This is a genomic window from Burkholderia perseverans (genome assembly GCF_022870505.1).
Lineage (GTDB): Bacteria > Pseudomonadota > Gammaproteobacteria > Burkholderiales > Burkholderiaceae > Burkholderia > Burkholderia plantarii.
Genome location: NZ_CP045094.1, coordinates 3658528 through 3673601, shown reverse-complemented (window position 1 = coordinate 3673601; position 15074 = coordinate 3658528). Strand labels below are relative to the sequence as shown.

General features: G+C 70.2%; 13 protein-coding genes. 6 read left to right on the top strand and 7 right to left on the bottom strand.

All coding sequences use genetic code 11. From position 1 onward, the window contains the following. Positions 1–170: 170 nt before the first annotated feature. The gene (locus tag BpN12_RS30905) at positions 171–368 is read right to left on the bottom strand and encodes a phage tail assembly chaperone (protein ID WP_042625958.1); all 198 of its coding nucleotides are present in this window, start codon (positions 366–368) and stop codon (positions 171–173) included. A 326-nt stretch (positions 369–694) separates the two neighbouring features. After that, complete coding sequence (locus tag BpN12_RS30900; RefSeq protein ID WP_042625957.1) at positions 695–1474, bottom strand: DeoR/GlpR family DNA-binding transcription regulator; 780 nt, start codon at positions 1472–1474, stop codon at positions 695–697. A gap of 221 nt (positions 1475–1695) precedes the next feature. Between BpN12_RS30900 and BpN12_RS30895 the strand changes: the two genes are divergently transcribed. The 3 genes from BpN12_RS30895 (at position 1696) to BpN12_RS30885 (ending at position 5135) form a co-directional block, all read left to right on the top strand. Then, complete coding sequence (locus BpN12_RS30895; RefSeq protein WP_246795919.1) at positions 1696–3336, top strand: gamma-glutamyltransferase family protein; 1641 nt, start codon at positions 1696–1698, stop codon at positions 3334–3336. Between the two features lie 391 nt (positions 3337–3727). After that, on the top strand, positions 3728–4555 hold the full coding sequence (locus tag BpN12_RS30890; RefSeq protein WP_246795918.1) for a ferritin-like domain-containing protein: 828 nt from the start codon (positions 3728–3730) through the stop codon (positions 4553–4555). Further along, positions 4539–5135, top strand: a complete 597-nt coding sequence (locus BpN12_RS30885) for a hypothetical protein (RefSeq protein WP_246795917.1) — start codon at positions 4539–4541, stop codon at positions 5133–5135. The genes BpN12_RS30890 and BpN12_RS30885 overlap by 17 nt, the downstream gene beginning before the upstream one ends. A 251-nt stretch (positions 5136–5386) precedes the next feature. On the opposite strand, the gene BpN12_RS30880 is transcribed toward BpN12_RS30885, so the two are convergent. The 3 genes from BpN12_RS30880 to BpN12_RS30870 all read right to left on the bottom strand — a co-directional run bounded on the left by BpN12_RS30880 (position 5387) and on the right by BpN12_RS30870 (position 9106). Further along, positions 5387–6877, bottom strand: coding sequence for a DEAD/DEAH box helicase (locus tag BpN12_RS30880; RefSeq protein ID WP_246795916.1), 1491 nt, complete (start codon positions 6875–6877; stop codon positions 5387–5389). 131 nt (positions 6878–7008) lie between these two features. After that, positions 7009–8313 (bottom strand): c-type cytochrome, encoded by a 1305-nt coding sequence (locus BpN12_RS30875; protein WP_246795915.1) that lies wholly within the window; start codon positions 8311–8313, stop codon positions 7009–7011. Positions 8314–8332: 19 nt separating this feature from the next. Then, complete coding sequence (locus tag BpN12_RS30870) at positions 8333–9106, bottom strand: c-type cytochrome (RefSeq protein ID WP_246795914.1); 774 nt, start codon at positions 9104–9106, stop codon at positions 8333–8335. 435 nt (positions 9107–9541) lie between these two features. Between BpN12_RS30870 and BpN12_RS30865 the strand changes: the two genes are divergently transcribed. Both BpN12_RS30865 and BpN12_RS30860 read left to right on the top strand, forming a co-directional pair. Continuing rightward, positions 9542–10474 carry a CopD family protein gene (locus BpN12_RS30865; protein ID WP_246795913.1) on the top strand — a complete coding sequence of 311 codons (933 nt, stop codon included), beginning with the start codon at positions 9542–9544 and terminating at the stop codon, positions 10472–10474. A gap of 169 nt (positions 10475–10643) precedes the next feature. Next, positions 10644–11231 carry a suppressor of fused domain protein gene (locus BpN12_RS30860; protein ID WP_246795912.1) on the top strand — a complete coding sequence of 196 codons (588 nt, stop codon included), beginning with the start codon at positions 10644–10646 and terminating at the stop codon, positions 11229–11231. Positions 11232–11362: 131 nt separating this feature from the next. Here the strand turns inward: BpN12_RS30860 and dgoD are convergent, their stop codons facing one another. Continuing rightward, on the bottom strand, positions 11363–12511 hold the full coding sequence (gene dgoD, locus BpN12_RS30855) for a galactonate dehydratase (protein WP_246795911.1): 1149 nt from the start codon (positions 12509–12511) through the stop codon (positions 11363–11365). 134 nt (positions 12512–12645) lie between these two features. Here dgoD and BpN12_RS30850 point away from each other — a divergent pair, with 134 nt between their 5' ends. After that, positions 12646–13326, top strand: coding sequence for a FadR/GntR family transcriptional regulator (locus tag BpN12_RS30850; protein ID WP_246795910.1), 681 nt, complete (start codon positions 12646–12648; stop codon positions 13324–13326). A 178-nt stretch (positions 13327–13504) separates the two neighbouring features. Here BpN12_RS30850 and BpN12_RS30845 read toward each other — a convergent pair whose 3' ends face one another. Then, positions 13505–15073, bottom strand: a complete 1569-nt coding sequence (locus BpN12_RS30845) for an efflux transporter outer membrane subunit (protein ID WP_246795909.1) — start codon at positions 15071–15073, stop codon at positions 13505–13507. Between the last annotated feature and the right edge of the window lies 1 nt (position 15074).

Below are 15074 nucleotides of genomic sequence, written 5' to 3'. Positions count from 1 at the left end.
GCCGATGGCGGCTTCAGGCGACGCGCGCGGAGCGACCCGCGCAGCCGCCTGAGCGCCCGTGGTCAGCCCCGCTCGTACCGCCGGCGCAGCGAGGAAAGCGGCGCCCCCGCAAATCAAACGGCCGCCGTCCGGAAACGGCGGCCGTCAGGCCGGCGGGGCCGGCCAGCGATTCAGGAATAGCGGACCTTGATCGAGCGCAGCGCGGCGTCACCGCTCTCGGTGACGCAATATTTGCGACCCGAGCCCAGCGCCTCCAGCCGGACCAGCTGCTGCTCCAGCAGCGCGTCCAGCTCGTCGCGTTCCATTTCAGCCTGGTCGGGCGCGTCCTTGACGAGCAGCAGGGTGGCGAATTCATGCGGACTTAGCATCGTTCTCTCCAGACAAACCGTACTTCTCACGGCCGGACGATTCCGGGACGCGTTACCCAGCAAGGGAGGCGTGGGGGACATGCTTCACGCCGGCACGCGTGGCACACGGGCGGCGGGGATTCGGAGTGTAGTCAAGCAGGCGGCGAACGCCAAATGCGACCCTAAAAATTTTCCGATTGACAATTCGTCACAATTAAAGCGGCCGGGGCGTCGCGCCAACTTCTTGATTTCACTTGAAGTTCACGCTGCGATGCAGCACGGCGCGGGCGATCCCGGCGGGGATGGATCGTCGTCCGCGGCACCCGTGCGCGGACGAGGCGACTGGCTCAGTCGGCGATGTAGACCTGCGTGCCGGCCGCGGTGATGGTGTCGGCCATCTCGGCCGGCAGCGCCTTGTCGGTGAACAGCGCGTGGACCTGCGACAGGTGGCCCTGGCGCACCAGCGCGGGGCGTCCGAACTTCGAGTGGTCGGTGACGAGGTAGACGGTGCGCGCGTGCTGCATGATCGCCTCGGCGACGCGCACCTCGCGCGTGTCGAAGTCGCGCATCGTGCCGTCGGTCTCGATCGCCGAGGTGCCGACGATCGCGTAGTCCACCTTGAACTGGCGGATGAAGTCGATCGCGAGTTCGCCGACGATCCCCTTGTCCCAGGGCCGCACGATCCCGCCCGTGATCAGCACTTCGCACTCGGGGTAGCCGCTCATCATGCTCGCCACGTTCAGGTTGTTGGTGATCACGCGCAGGCCGCGGTGGCGGTTCAGCGCGCGCGCGACCTCCTCGGTGGTGGTGCCGAGGTTGATGAACAGCGACGCCTGGTCGGGGATGTGCGAGGCCGCCAGCGCGGCGATGCGGCGCTTCTCGTCGTGGAACATGCGCTGGCGGGCGCTGTACGAGACGTTCTCCGAGCTGGTCGGCAGGCTCGCGCCGCCGTGGTAGCGGCGCAGCAGGTTCAGGTCGGCGAGCCAGTTCACGTCGCGGCGGATCGTCTGCGGCGTCACGTCGAAGTGCGTGGCGAGATCGTCGACGGTGACGAAGCCGTCGCGCTGCACCCATTCGAGCAGTTCCTGCTGACGGGCGTTCAGCGACAGGCGGGGGTCTCGTGTCATGTTCGTTCGAAGGCTCGGGAAGCGGGTTCCGTATTGTAAGCAATGTGCGCGAACGAACATTCCGTTTTCGCGCGCCCCTCGCGGGTTGCGGATGCGCCGCTTGCTCCGCGCGCGCATTCGCGCTGCAATGGCGCTTTGTCGCCCGCGACGACAGGTTGCTTGCCGCTCGCCCTTCTCGTCGTCGCGCCGTGTTCGCACGCCCATTCCTCCGGAGCCGCCGCATGACCCGTTTCGACTGGCAGAACCCCTATCCGACCATCCGGCAGCCCGTGTTCGCCCGCAACGTGGTCTCGACCTCGCACCCGCTCGCCGCGCAGGCCGGCCTGCGCATGCTCTGGCAGGGCGGCAACGCGGTGGACGCCGCGCTGGCCGCGGCCGCCGTGCTCACGGTGGTCGAGCCGGTCTCGTGCGGGCTCGGTGGCGACGCATTCGCGCTGGTCTGGGACGGCGAGACGCTCTCGGGCCTCAACGCCTCGGGCACGGCGCCGGCGGCCTGGAACCCCGACTATTTCCGCGCCCGCCACGGCGAGGACGGCCACGGCCACGCGCGCCAGCCCGAGCGCGGCTGGGACACGGTGACGGTGCCGGGCGTGATCGCGGGCTGGGAGGCGCTGCATGCGCGCTTCGGCTCGCTGCCGTTCGCCGACCTGCTCGCGCCCGCCATCGAGCTGGCCGAGCGCGGTTACGCGGTGGCCCCGATCGTGGCCCAGAAATGGGCCGCCGCAGTGCCGGCGCTGCACGACCAGCCCGGCTTCGGCGCGGCGTTCCTGCCGCGCGGGCGCGCCCCGGAGGTGGGCGAGCGCGTGGTGATGCCGGGCCATGCGAACACGCTGCGGCTGCTCGCGCGCGATGGCGCGCGCGCGTTCTACGAGGGCGAGCCGGGCGCGGCGCTGGCCGCGTTCGCGCGCGAGACGGGCGGCGCGCTGACGGCCGACGACCTGCGCGGCTATCGTCCCGAGTGGGTCGAGCCGATCAGCAAATCGTTTCGCGGCCACACCGTACACGAGATCCCGCCGAACGGGCAGGGCATCGCGGCGCTGATCGCGCTCGGCATCGTCGAGCGCTTCGACCTGGCCGGGCTGCCGCTCGATTCGCCCGAGGCGCAGCACGTGCAGATCGAGGCCATGAAGCTCGCGTTCGCCGACGTCTATCGCTACGTGGCCGATCCGCGCGCGATGGAGGTGACGCCCGAGGCGATGCTCGACGACGCCTACCTGGCCGAGCGCGCGAAGCGCATCGATCCGGCGCGCGCGACCCATTTCGAGCACGGCATGCCGCGCTCGGGCGGCACCGTCTACCTGTCGGCGGCCGACGAGCGCGGCATGATGGTCAGCTTCATCCAGTCGAACTACATGGGCTTCGGCTCGGGGCTGGTGGTGCCCGGCTACGGGATCTCGCTGCAGAACCGCGGCCGCGGGTTCTCGATGGACCCGGCCTCGCCGAACGTGGTGGCGGGCGGCAAGCGGCCGTTCCACACCATCATCCCGGCCTTCGTCACGCGCGAGCGCGACGGCCGCCGCGAGGCGGTGATGAGCTTCGGCGTGATGGGCGGCGACATGCAGCCGCAAGGGCACCTGCAGACCCTCGTGCGCATGCTCGGCTACGGGCAGCAGCCGCAGGCCGCCTGCGACGCGCCGCGCTGGAAGGTGAACCGCGACTTCACGCTCGACGTCGAGCACACGCTCGGCCGCGACGTGGTGGCCGCACTCGAGGCGCGCGGCCACCGGCTGCAGTCGATCGACGATCCCTACATGGACTTCGGCTCGGGCCAGTTCATCTGGCGGCTCGATGCCGACGAACCGGAGCGCGGCTACGTGGCCGCCAGCGACAGCCGTCGCGACGGGCTCGCGGCCGGCTTCTGAATGCCGGCGCGTGCCGCGTCTTGGCCGCCTCCGGCCGCGCGGGCGCCGTCGCGCGGCGCCGCCCGCGATGCTCGTGACGCCTGCGGCCGGCGCTGCCTTGTTCGGGACTCCGATCTACCGGCCCGTGCCCGCGGGCCGGCCGGGTTCGCAGTTTCGAATGGAATTGCAAGCGACCTTCGAATTACCTGTCTGTCATCGGCGGCCGGCGGCGCGGAACTGCGTCGTCCGGGCACGGTCAGTGCTGAATGCACGTTCAGGAAACTCCGGCTAAGATAAGCGGATCCAGATCGAAAAATTCAATTCATACCCGCCTCATCCGGCAGGCTCGCGGCAACTCCGGCAGGATTGACGCCGGCCGCTGCGCCGGGACAAGGCGTTTGGGAGCCATACGATGCTGGCCGAAACGAAGCATGTGATGCCCTGGCGCATCGAAGACATCGACCTCACGCGGATCGACCGCGCGAAGGCCGCCGCCGACGAGGATCTGCTGCTGCTGCTCTGCGCGGCCTCGTTCATCGAGAGCGGGTCCGATCTCTACACGAGCAACCTCAGCGAGTTCTTCGGCGAAGACCACGAAGTCGCCACCTGGCTCAACGAGCAGTGGGAGCACGAGGAATTGCAGCACGGCCGCGCGCTGAAAGCCTATATCGGCTGCGTGTGGCCCGAGTTCGACTGGGATCTCGCGTTCCGCAATTTCTTCGACGAATACTCGAAGATGTGCTCGCTGGAGGCGTTCGAGAAGACGCGCGCGCTCGAGATGGTGGCGCGCTGCGTCGTGGAGACGGGCACCGCCACGCTATACCGGGCGATCAACGAGTGCTCGGAAGAGCCGGTGCTGAAGGAAATCACGAACAACATCCGCACCGACGAAGTGCGTCATTACAAACACTTCTTCAAATATTTCAAGAAGTACAACGAGATCGAGGGTAACGGCCGGCTCGCCGTGCTCGGCGCGTTGATGCGCCGCGTCCTCGAAATGCGCAACGAGGATTCGGAGGTCGCGCTGCGCCATGTGTTCGCGGTGCGTTATCCGGACCGTGTCGGCGACGCCGCCTACGTCCGCGAGCGCACCCATCGCGTCAACACGCTGGTGCGCCGTAACCTGTCGGCCGACATGTGCGTGAAGATGTTGCTGAAACCGCTCGACCTGCCCTCGAAGATCCAGCCCGGTGTGCAGTATCCGCTGACGAAACTGACCCAACATGTGTTCTTCCGCTGATCGCGAGGCGCCGCCGGCTGACCGGCAGGCGCCGGCCGCCACCGACCGCCACGCGCTCGAGCGCTGGCAGTTCGACCGCTGGTCGCCGGCCTGCCTCGCGCTGTTCGACGGCGAGGCGCTGGCCGACAAGGCGCGCTTCTCGGCGTCGCTGGTGGTCATCGATCGCGGCGTCGAGCCGCCCGAGGCGCGCACCACGCTGCTCGGCGCGGGTGAACTGTACGCGAGCGATCCGGCCACGCTGTTCATCGCCCTGTGGCCGAGTTCGCGCGGCGCGCGGCTGCTCGCGGACGAACGCGCGGCGACGCTGACCTTCGTGGCCGACGGTGCGTTCTACCAGGCGCGGCTGCGCGTCGAGCCGGCCGGCTTCACCGGCGACGGCCCGGCCGGCGACGGCTCGGCGCTGCCGGGGCTGGCCTGCTTCCGGGCCACGCTGGCGGGCGGCGACGCGCAGCGCGTGGCCTATGCGCGGCTGACCTCGGGCATCGCGTTCGAACTGGAGGACGGCCGCGAGGCGGTGCTCGCGCGCTGGGCCCGGCAGATCGAGCAGATCCGGCTGATCGCGGCGACGCTGCCGCGCTGAGCGGCGCGTCGATCGGCGGCGGCACCTCCGGGGCCGGCTGGTCCGCTCGTCGCGGGGCTTCGTGGATCGCCGGCGTGACCGGCGTGACCGGCGTGGTCACGGCGCGTGCGGGCCGCCGCTCACGGCCGATTCCATCGTCCACCCCATCCTCGTGAAGCAAAAAAGCGGGGAGCGCGACGCCTTCGATGCGTCGCGCTCCCCGCTTGTCATGGCACGGTTATACGGTTGCGCGGTGAGAAACCGCCCGCGGCTCAGTGCCCGCGACCACCACCGCCACCACGGCCCGAGCGGCCGCGATTCGCCGCCTGCCCGCCATTGCCATTGCCGCCACCACCGCCGGCCGGCCGTGCGCCGCCCGCTTGCGGCGCGCGCGGCTTGGCGGCCTTGGCGGCCGGCTTCGCGGCGCCGGCGTTACCGCCGCCCGCGGCCTTGACCGGCTTGGCGGCCGGCCGCGCGGCCGGCTTCGCCGCCCCCGCGCCCGCCTGGCCGTCGCGGCGCGCCGCCTGCGGCTTGCCCTGGCCGCCGCCCTGCGGCTGGCGTCCGCCGCCACCGCCGCCACCGCCGCCGCTGCGGCGCTGGATCGGCTCCGGCTTGGCGTTCGGGTCGGGCTCGAAGCCCGCGATCACCTGCTGCGGGATCTCGCGCTTGATGAGCCGCTCGATGTCGCGCAACAGCGGCTTCTCGTCGACGCAGACGAGCGACACGGCCTCGCCGTTCGCGCCCGCGCGGCCGGTGCGGCCGATCCGGTGGACGTAGTCCTCCGGCACGTTCGGCAGCTCGTAGTTGACCACGTGCGGCAGCTGGTCGATGTCGATGCCGCGCGCGGCGATGTCGGTCGCCACCAGCACCTGCAGCGTGCCGGCCTTGAATTCGCTGAGCGCGCGCGTGCGGGCCGACTGGCTCTTGTTGCCGTGGATCGCGAGCGCGCTGATGCCGTCCTTGCCGAGCTGCTCGGCGAGCCGGTTCGCGCCGTGCTTGGTGCGCGTGAACACCAGCACCTGGAACCAGTTGTGCTCGCGGATCAGGTGCGTGAGCATCTCGCGCTTGCGGTCGCGGTCGACCGGGTGGATCTTCTGCGCGATGGTCTCGGCCGTGGTGTTGCGGCGCGCGACCTCGATCAGCGCCGGTGAATCGAGCAGGTTGTCGGCGAGCGCCTTGATCTCGTCGGAGAAGGTGGCCGAGAACAGCAGGTTCTGCCGCTTGGGCGGCAGCTTCGCGAGCACGCGCTTGATGTCGTGGATGAAGCCCATGTCGAGCATGCGGTCGGCTTCGTCGAGCACCAGGATGTCGAGCTGCGAAACGTCGATGGTCTTCTGCTGCATGTGGTCGAGCAGGCGCCCCGGGGTGGCCACCACGATGTCGACGCCGCGCTTCAACGCATCGATCTGCGGATTGATGCTGACGCCGCCGAACATCACGGTCGAGCGCAGCTTCAGGTACTTGCCGTAGGCGCGCACGCTTTCCTCGACCTGCGCGGCCAGTTCGCGGGTGGGCGTGAGGATCAGCGCGCGCACGGGGCGCTTGCCGTTCGCGTTGGCTGCCTGGATTGCGTTCAGGCGCTGCAGGATCGGCAGCGTGAAGCCGGCGGTCTTGCCGGTGCCGGTCTGCGCGCCGGCCAGCAGGTCGCCGCCGCCGAGCACGGCCGGGATTGCCTGGGTCTGGATCGGGGTCGGTTCGTTGTAGCCGAGTTCGTTGACGGCTCGCACGAGGGGTTCGGCGAGGCCGAGGGAAGCAAAAGACATAAACTCTCTTGGTGTTCAGGAAGGCGCCGCCGCTGCTCCGGTCGAAGTGGCAGGCGTGCCGACATACAAAAAAACAAAAGGGCGCGGCCCGCGGTTGCCCGCGGCCACGCCCCGTGGTTGTGAACCGTCCGTCAGTCGAGCGGCGCGGATCTCAGATCGCTGACCTGCTGCGGAGAAATCGGCGAACCGTTGTTGCCCCAGGCCGATCGGATATACGACACGACGGCTGCAACCTCTTGATTCGACAGGGCTTGCGCGAACGGCGGCATCCCGTATGGACGCGGATTCCGGAACGTGCTCGGCGGGTATCCGCCGTTCAGCACCATCCGGATCGGGTTCACTGCAGACTCCATCATAATCGAATGGTTCTGCGCGAGCGGCGGATACGACGGCGGCTTGCCTTGACCGGACGCGCCGTGGCAGGTCGCGCAGTTGTCCGCGTAGAGCTTGCGGCCCTGTTCCAGCAGCTGGTTGCCGAACTGCTGCGAGGTCTCGTACTGCAGGTGCGACGGCGCCTCGCCCTTCTGCGGGATCGACTTCAGGTAGACCGACATCGCCTTGGTGTCGTCGTCGGTCAGGTACTGCAGGCTGTTGTGGACCACGTCGGCCATCGGCCCGAACACCGCGCCGCGATTCGACACGCCGGCCTGCAGCAGGTCGGCGAGTTCCTGCACGTGCCAGTCGCCGAGGCCGAACTCGGTGTCGTTGGTCAGCGACGGCGCATACCAGTTCTGCAGCGGGATCAGGCCGCCCGCGAACGCCGACGAGCTGACCGGCGCGCCCATCAGGTTGATCGAGGTATGGCACATGCTGCAGTGGCCGAGCCCCTCCACCAGGTAGGCGCCGCGGTTCCATTCCACCGACTTGGTCGGATCGGGCCGGAATTCGCCCTCCTTGAAGAACAGCGTGCGCCAGCCGATCAGCAGGTTGCGGTTGTTGAACGGGAATTTCAGCTCGTGCGGGCGGCTCGCCCGATTGACCGGCTCGACCGAGCGCAGGTAGGCGTAGATCGCGTCCGAATCGGCGCGCGAGACCTTGGTGTAGCTCGTGAACGGGAAGCCCGGGTAGAGCAGGCTGCCGTCCTTCGAGCGGCCGGTGTGCATCGCGCGGTAGAAGTCGTCCGCGCTCCACTTGCCGATGCCGTACTGCGGGTCGGGCGTGATGTTCGGCGTGTACATGGTGCCGAACGGCGTCGGCATCGCGAGGCCGCCCGCGAATGGCTGGCCGCCGCGCACGGTGTGGCAGGCCACGCAGTCGCCGATTCGCGACAGGTACTCGCCTTTCTTGACGAGCGCGGCGTTCGAGGCGCCGCCGTCGGTGGCGGCGCGGGCGGTGGTGCCGAACAGTTTCGCGGCGCCGGGCCAGAACACCGGGGCGAGCGTCGCGGCGGCCGCGATCAGCACGGCGCAGAGGGCATACAGGGACTGGCGTTTCATGGCGTCTGTCTCCTGGGTCTCATTGCGGTTCGCTGCCGCACGCGAGCGGCAGCTTCAGCGAGCCGGCCGCGACCGGCACCGGGTTGGCCGGCGCGGGCTGCGCGGCGAGCCACGCGGTCACGGCCGTCACGTCGTCGTCGGTGAGGCGCGCGGCGATCTCGTGCATGCAGTCGGGCGCCTTGGCGCGCCGGTTGCCGGAGCGCCAGGCGCCGATCTGCGCGCTCAGGTAGTCGCTGTGCAGGCCGACGAGGCCGGGGATGGCCGGCTGCATGCCGGTCAGCGCGCTGCCGTGGCAGGCGACGCAGGCCGGGATCGAGCGCGCGGCGTCGCCGTGCATGGCGAGCGCCTGGCCGCGCGCCACCACGTCGTCGGGCACGGTCGGTTTGGCCGGCGCGGGATAGGGCGGGCGCAGGTTCGAGAAGTGGGTGGCGATCTCGTGCAGGTAGTCGTCGCTGAGATAGGTGAGCAGGTAGTTCATCGGCGGATACTTGCGCCGCCCGTCACGGAAATTCATCAGCTGGTTGTACAGGTACTCGACGGGCTTGCCGGCCAGGCGCGGGAAATAGTCGTTGTCGGTACCCTGGCCCTGCGTGCCGTGGCAGGCGGTGCAGCCGCGCACGCGTTCGGCCATGGTGTCGGGCGCCTTCAGCGGCGCGGCGCCGGCGGTGCTGGCCGGTGCGGCATGCGGCGGGGGATTCTGGGCTCGCGACGCGAGCGGCAGGCAGGCCGCGCCAATCCACAGCGCGGCGAGCAGGGGACGGAAGACACGCATTGAAGACACAAGAGGCTCCAATTTTTTTATATCGTCGGGGACCTGGCCGGCTGAGCTGGCTCGGGCTTTGACTACACGTGTTTCGGCAGCCCATCTCCGGTCGGCTGCGCTGCGAAGTTTAGCATCGAAGCCCGACGGAGGCGAACCGCCCGGCGGCGTGCGGCGCGCGCGATCGATGCGATAACAACAGGCCGGCGGCGGGCGTTTGCACGAATTCCGGGCTTTTTGATGAACCCGCGCGCCGCTTCGCAATCGAAGCCCGTACACTCGCAACTCACGCGCCACCGGCCAGCATCAAGCCGGACCGGGCGATCGTTCCCACTCCGAAATACCGATTTACGTGCCGATGTTCGCGAACCTTCCCGTATCCGATTTCCCGCCTTACACGTTTTCCCCGATTCCCTCCGCCGCGTGGCTGCGCCCGTCGCGCGGGGGTGCCGCGCGGGAGGATGCCCGATGAAGTTCGACAGCCTCTGGACCGGACAGGTCGCGATGGCCGCGCTCGCGCAGATCGCGTTCGCGATGGTGGTCGGCTCGCTGCTGTTCGGCGCCTGGCTCGGCGCCGAGGGCGGCCGCGCCAAGGTCTCGCCGGCCCATCCCGCGTGGCGCCGCGCGCGCGGCTCGCTGAGCGTGGCCGCGCTGGTGTTCGTGCTCGCCGAACTCGGCTGGATCGTCTACGAGGCGGCGGCGATGAGCGGCGCCGGGCTCGGCGGCGCGTTCGGCGCGCTGTCGACGGTGCTCGCCGACACCCACGTCGGGCACGCATGGAGCTTGCTCGCGCTCGGCGCGGTGATGCTGCTGGTGCTGGCGCTGCTGCGGCCCGCCGGCGCGGCGGGCGACGCGCTGCCGTGGCTCGCGGTGCTGGTGGTGGCGGCCGGCCATGCCTCGATCGGCCACGCGGCCGACGCGGGGCCGTGGTCGCCGGCGGTCGCGGTGCAGATGCTGCATCTGCTCTCGACGGCGGTGTGGGGCGGCGTCGTGCTGGCGGGCGGGATGGCCGTGCTGCCGGCGCTGGGCGCCTCGATCGCGCGCGGCGCGCTGATCCGCGTCGCGCAGCGCGTCTCGCGCGTGTCGATGGTGGCGGTGCTGGTGGTGCTGGCCACCGGCGCGTTCAACGCCTATCGCGGCAGCGGTGGTTCGCTGGCCGTGCTCGACGCGAGCACCTGGGGCCGCGTGCTACTGCTGAAGCTGGTGCTGGTGGCGCTCGCGCTCGTGCTGGGCGGGCTGAACCGGTTCTCGGCGCTGCCGCGGCTGCGCCGCACCGCCGCGACCGAGGACGCGCGCACCTTCACCAACGTGCTCTACCTCGAGGCGATCGCGATGATCGGCGTGTTCGTCGCGGCGGCCGTGCTCGCGTTCAGCGTGCCGGGCTTCGCGGCGATGGGGTGAGCGGCGTGCGCTGAATCGGACGGCCGCGGCGCGCGGGCTCGGGTAGCATGGCGCCGTGGCCGGCATCACGCGCGGCGCCGGGCACGGAGCGTGCCGCGTCGGGCGCGGCCGGATTCGGCTCGCCGCGCCTGACGGTGGTGGCCCGCCGGGCATGAATGGAGAGGACGAGATGGTTCCCGAAGCAAATGAAGCGGCAAGGCAGGCGGCCCGGCAGGCGATCGCGCGCCATGTCATGACACTATTCGACGGCATGCCGAAGGCTCGGCCGTTCATGCGCAGCGCGCGCGAGCTGGCGGTGCTGTCGGTGGCCGACGCGCCCGACGAGGAGGTGGTGTCGTACAGTACCGCCGGCCTCTGCGAGGTCGCGCTCGACACCGGCGGCTTCGACACGCGCATCGAGCTGTGCGGCGCGATGCCGGACGACGTCGCGCACTGGCCCGAGATCCTGGCGGCCGCCGCGTTCGAGCTGGCCGCCGCGGCCTCGCCGGTGCGGCCCGGCGTGGTAGTGCGCGACGTGGTGGCGCGTTTCTATCCGAAGACCACGGTCCCGCATCTGTATCTGTCGATCCCGTTCATCTGGAACGACGGCGACTTCCCCGAGTGCCGCGTCGACGACACGCGCATCAACTGGCTGCAGTGCTTCCCGGTCTCGGACGACGAGGCGCGGCTCGCGGGCGAACTCGGCGCCGACCGGTTCGAGAGCCGGCTCGACGAAGCCGACATCGACACCTACGACCTGCGCCGCAAGTCGCTCTGACGCCCAACGGACGCCCAACGGACGCCAAAACGGCGGCGGCCCCGTGGCGCGACGGGCGCCGTCGCGCCGCGGGGCCGCGAATCCGCTTCAGGCCGGCGCCGCGGCATCCGCCACCGCGCCGGCCGTGTCGATCACCACTCGGCGACGCTGCCGTCCGCGTGGCGCCACACCGGATTGCGCCAGCGGTGGCCGACCTTCGCCATCTCGCGCACCTTCTCCTCGTTGACGTCGATGCCGAGCCCCGGGCCCTGCGGGATCGTCACGAAGCCATCCTCGTAGCGGAACACTTCCGGATTGCGGATGTAATCGAGCAGGTCGTTGCCCTGGTTGTAATGGATGCCGAGGCTCTGCTCCTGGATGAACGCGTTGTAGCTGACCGCGTCGAGCTGCAGGCACGCGGCCAGCGCGATCGGCCCGAGCGGGCAGTGCAGCGCGAGCGCGACGTCGTAGGCCTCGGCCAGCGAGGCGATCTTGCGGCACTCGGTGATGCCGCCCGCGTGCGAGGCATCGGGCTGGATGATGTCGACGTAGCCGCCCGCCAGGATGTGCTTGAAGTCCCAGCGCGAGTAGAGCCGCTCGCCGAGCGCGATCGGCGTGTCGGTCTGGTTGACGATGTCGCGCAGCGCCTCGGCGTTCTCCGAGAGCACCGGCTCCTCGATGAACATCAGCCGGTACGGGTCGAGTTCCTTGGCGAGCACCTTGGCCATCGGCTTGTGGACGCGGCCGTGGAAATCGACGCCGATCCCCACGTGCGGGCCGACCGCCTCGCGCACCGCGGCCACGTTCGCGATCACCTTCTCGACCTTGTCGTAGGTGTCGACGATCTGCAGCTCCTCGGAGCCGTTCATCTTGACGGCCTTGAAGCCGCGCTCCACCACCGCGCGCGCGTTGTTGGCGACGTCGCTCGGGCGGTCGCCGCCGATCCACGAATAGACCTTGATGCGGTCGCGCACCTGGCCGCCTAGCAGCGCGTGGACGGGCGCGCCGTGGTGCTTGCCCTTGATGTCCCAGAGCGCCTGGTCGATGCCCGCGATCGCGCTCATCGTGACCGGGCCGCCGCGATAGAATCCGGCGCGGTACATTACCTGCCAGTGATCCTCGATCAGCAGCGGATCCTTGCCCACCAGGTAGTCGGCCAGCTCCTGCACGGCGGCTTCCACCGTGTGCGCGCGCCCCTCGACGATCGGCTCGCCCCAGCCGACGATGCCCTCGTCGGTCTCGATCTTGAGGAACAGCCAGCGCGGCGGGACGACGAAGGTTTCGAGGCGGGTGATCTTCATGGCGGGTGTCTCCGTGAGGTGGACGCATCAGGCGGCGTCGATGATGGCATCCTACACGAAACCGTTAAAAAGTAGTATTAATAGCACTTTTGTGCAGATAGTGGTCAGCGGCACGCCGCCCGACGAGGAGAACCGTGATTCAACGTGATCTGCATGGACAAACCGCGTTCCGGCTCGCGATCGCGATCCTGCGCGGCGACTATGCGCCCGAGACGACGCTGCCGCGCGAGGCGGACCTGATGCTGTCGTTCGGCGTGAGCCGCACGGTGCTGCGCGAGGCGCTGCGCACGCTGACCTCGAAGGGGCTGATCGAGTCGCGGCCGAAGGTCGGCACGCGGGTGCGCCAGCGCCATGCCTGGAATCTGCTCGACGCGGAGCTGCTCGACTGGTATTCGCAGGTGGCGCCGCCGCTCGCGTTCGCGATGCAACTGCAGGAGATGCGCGAGATGGTGGAACCCTACGCGGCGGGGCTGGCCGCGCGCGCGTGGGCGCCCGACACGCTGGCCGCGATCGACGCCGCGCACGAGGCGATGTGCGATGCGAAGCAGGTGGACGAATGGGTGCGCGCCGACCTGCGCTTTCATCTGAGCGTGCTGGCGGCGGGCGGCAACGAGCTGCTGATTCCGCTCGGCGCGCTGATCGAGCGGACGCTCGAGGCACAGTTGCGTGTGAACGCGCGGCGCGCCGACGTGTTCAACGCGTCGCTGGGCGAGCACACGCGCGTGTGCGAGGCGATTCGCGCGCGCGATGCGGATGCGGCGCGGCGCGCGATGGCGGGCCTGCTCGCCACCACGCGCGCGCGCATCGAGCGCTGACGCGCGGCGGCGGTGCAGGCGCGGGGCAGGCCGGTTTGGCGTCGATGCGGGCGCGATCTCATGTCGGCGCCCGGAGCCGAGGCCGGATCAACCCGGCATCAAGCCGATATCAACGCGTTCCCGCCGATCCGCGCCGACACTCTCCATCAACATCCTCATCCCGCCGAACCCGCCGACTTCAACCGGCCGGCTTCGCGTCGGCCGCCGCGGTAGCCGGCGTATCCGCTGCGTTCGATGCGTTCGCATCGGTCTGCCAGCCGAGGCCGAGACTCTTCTGCAGCGAGATGTAGTCGTCGAGCAGTTCGGCCTGCCCCGCGATCACGTTCTGCTGCGCCGAGAGCGCCTCGCGCTGCGTGTCGAGCAGGTCGATCAGCGACGACACGCCGGCCCGGTAGCGCTGGTCCATCAGCGCGGCCGAGTGCGTCGCCGAGGTCTCGATCTTCGCCAGCGCGACCACGTGGTCGCGCTGGTGCCCGTAGCGCGACAGGGCGGTGTTGGCGTCCTGCAGCGCGCCCAGCACGGCCTTCGTGTAGTTCGCCTCGGCCTCGTCGCGCGAGGCCTCGGCCGCGCGCACGGCGCCGCGCGTGCGGCCGAAGTCGAACAGGTTCCATTGCAGGTACGGCGCGCCGATCCACGAGTAGTTCTGCTTGCGGAACAGGTGGCCCGGATCGGCCGCGCTGAAGCCGATGTCGCCGAGCAGCGTGACCTTCGGGAAATAGTCGGCCACGTGCTCGCCGATCTGCGCATTGCTGGAGGCGAGCCGGCGCTCGGCCGCGCGGATGTCGGGGCGCTGCTTGATGAGCGCGCCGGCGTCGCCGATCGCGACCGTCCCGGGCAGCGCCGGCAGCGCGGCGTCGGGCGCCGAGAGCTGCGCGTCGAGCGTGCCCGGCGCGCGGCCCGTCAGGATCGCGAGCCGGTCGAGCGACTCGGTGACCTGCGCGTCGAGCGGGATCAGCGTGGCGCGCGTGTTTTCCACCTGGGTGGTGAGCCGCTCGATGTCGGCGTCGTCCACCACGCCGCGGCCGCGCCGCTGCAGCGTCAGGTCGAGCATCCGCTGCTGCAGCGCGGCGGTGCGCTGCGACAGCGCGAGGCGCTGCTGCTGGTCGCGCAGGCCGACGTAGGCGTTCGCGACCTCGGCCGCGAGCGAGACCTGGGTGTCGGCGAGATCGGCGTTGACGGCCTCGGCCTGCGCCGAGGCGGCCTCGATCGCGCGCCGCGTGCCGCCGAACAGGTCGATTTCCCAGGTCGCGTCGAAGCTGGCCGTGTAGAGCTGGATCGGGCCGGTGCCGGGCTGCGACGAGCCGCTGCCCGAGCCGCTCGAACCGCTGGAGCCGGTCAGCGCCGAGAACGCGTTCGCATCGGGCTCGCGCGTGCGCAGCACGGCCGCGTCGGTGCTGAGTTTCGGCAGCGCGTTGGCGCGCTGCTGGCTCAGTTGCGCGCGCGCCTCGCGCAGGCGCGCCTGCGCCGCGTGCAGATCGGGGTTGTGCGCCAGCGCGGCGGCGATCAGTTCGTTCAACTGCGCATCGCCGAGCGCGCGCCACCAGGCGCTCGGCGCCGGTGCCGCGGCCAGCACGCCCGTCTTCGGCGTGCGCACGAACGCGGCGTCGTCGGGCGCGCTCGGCGCGCCGTGGTAGTTCGGGCCGACCGTGCAGCCGGCCAGCAGGCCGGCGAGCGCGAGCAGCGTGAGGGGCGCGCGGGGTACCACGGCGCGGCGGCGGGACGGCGGGGAAAACGTCATGAGGTGCATC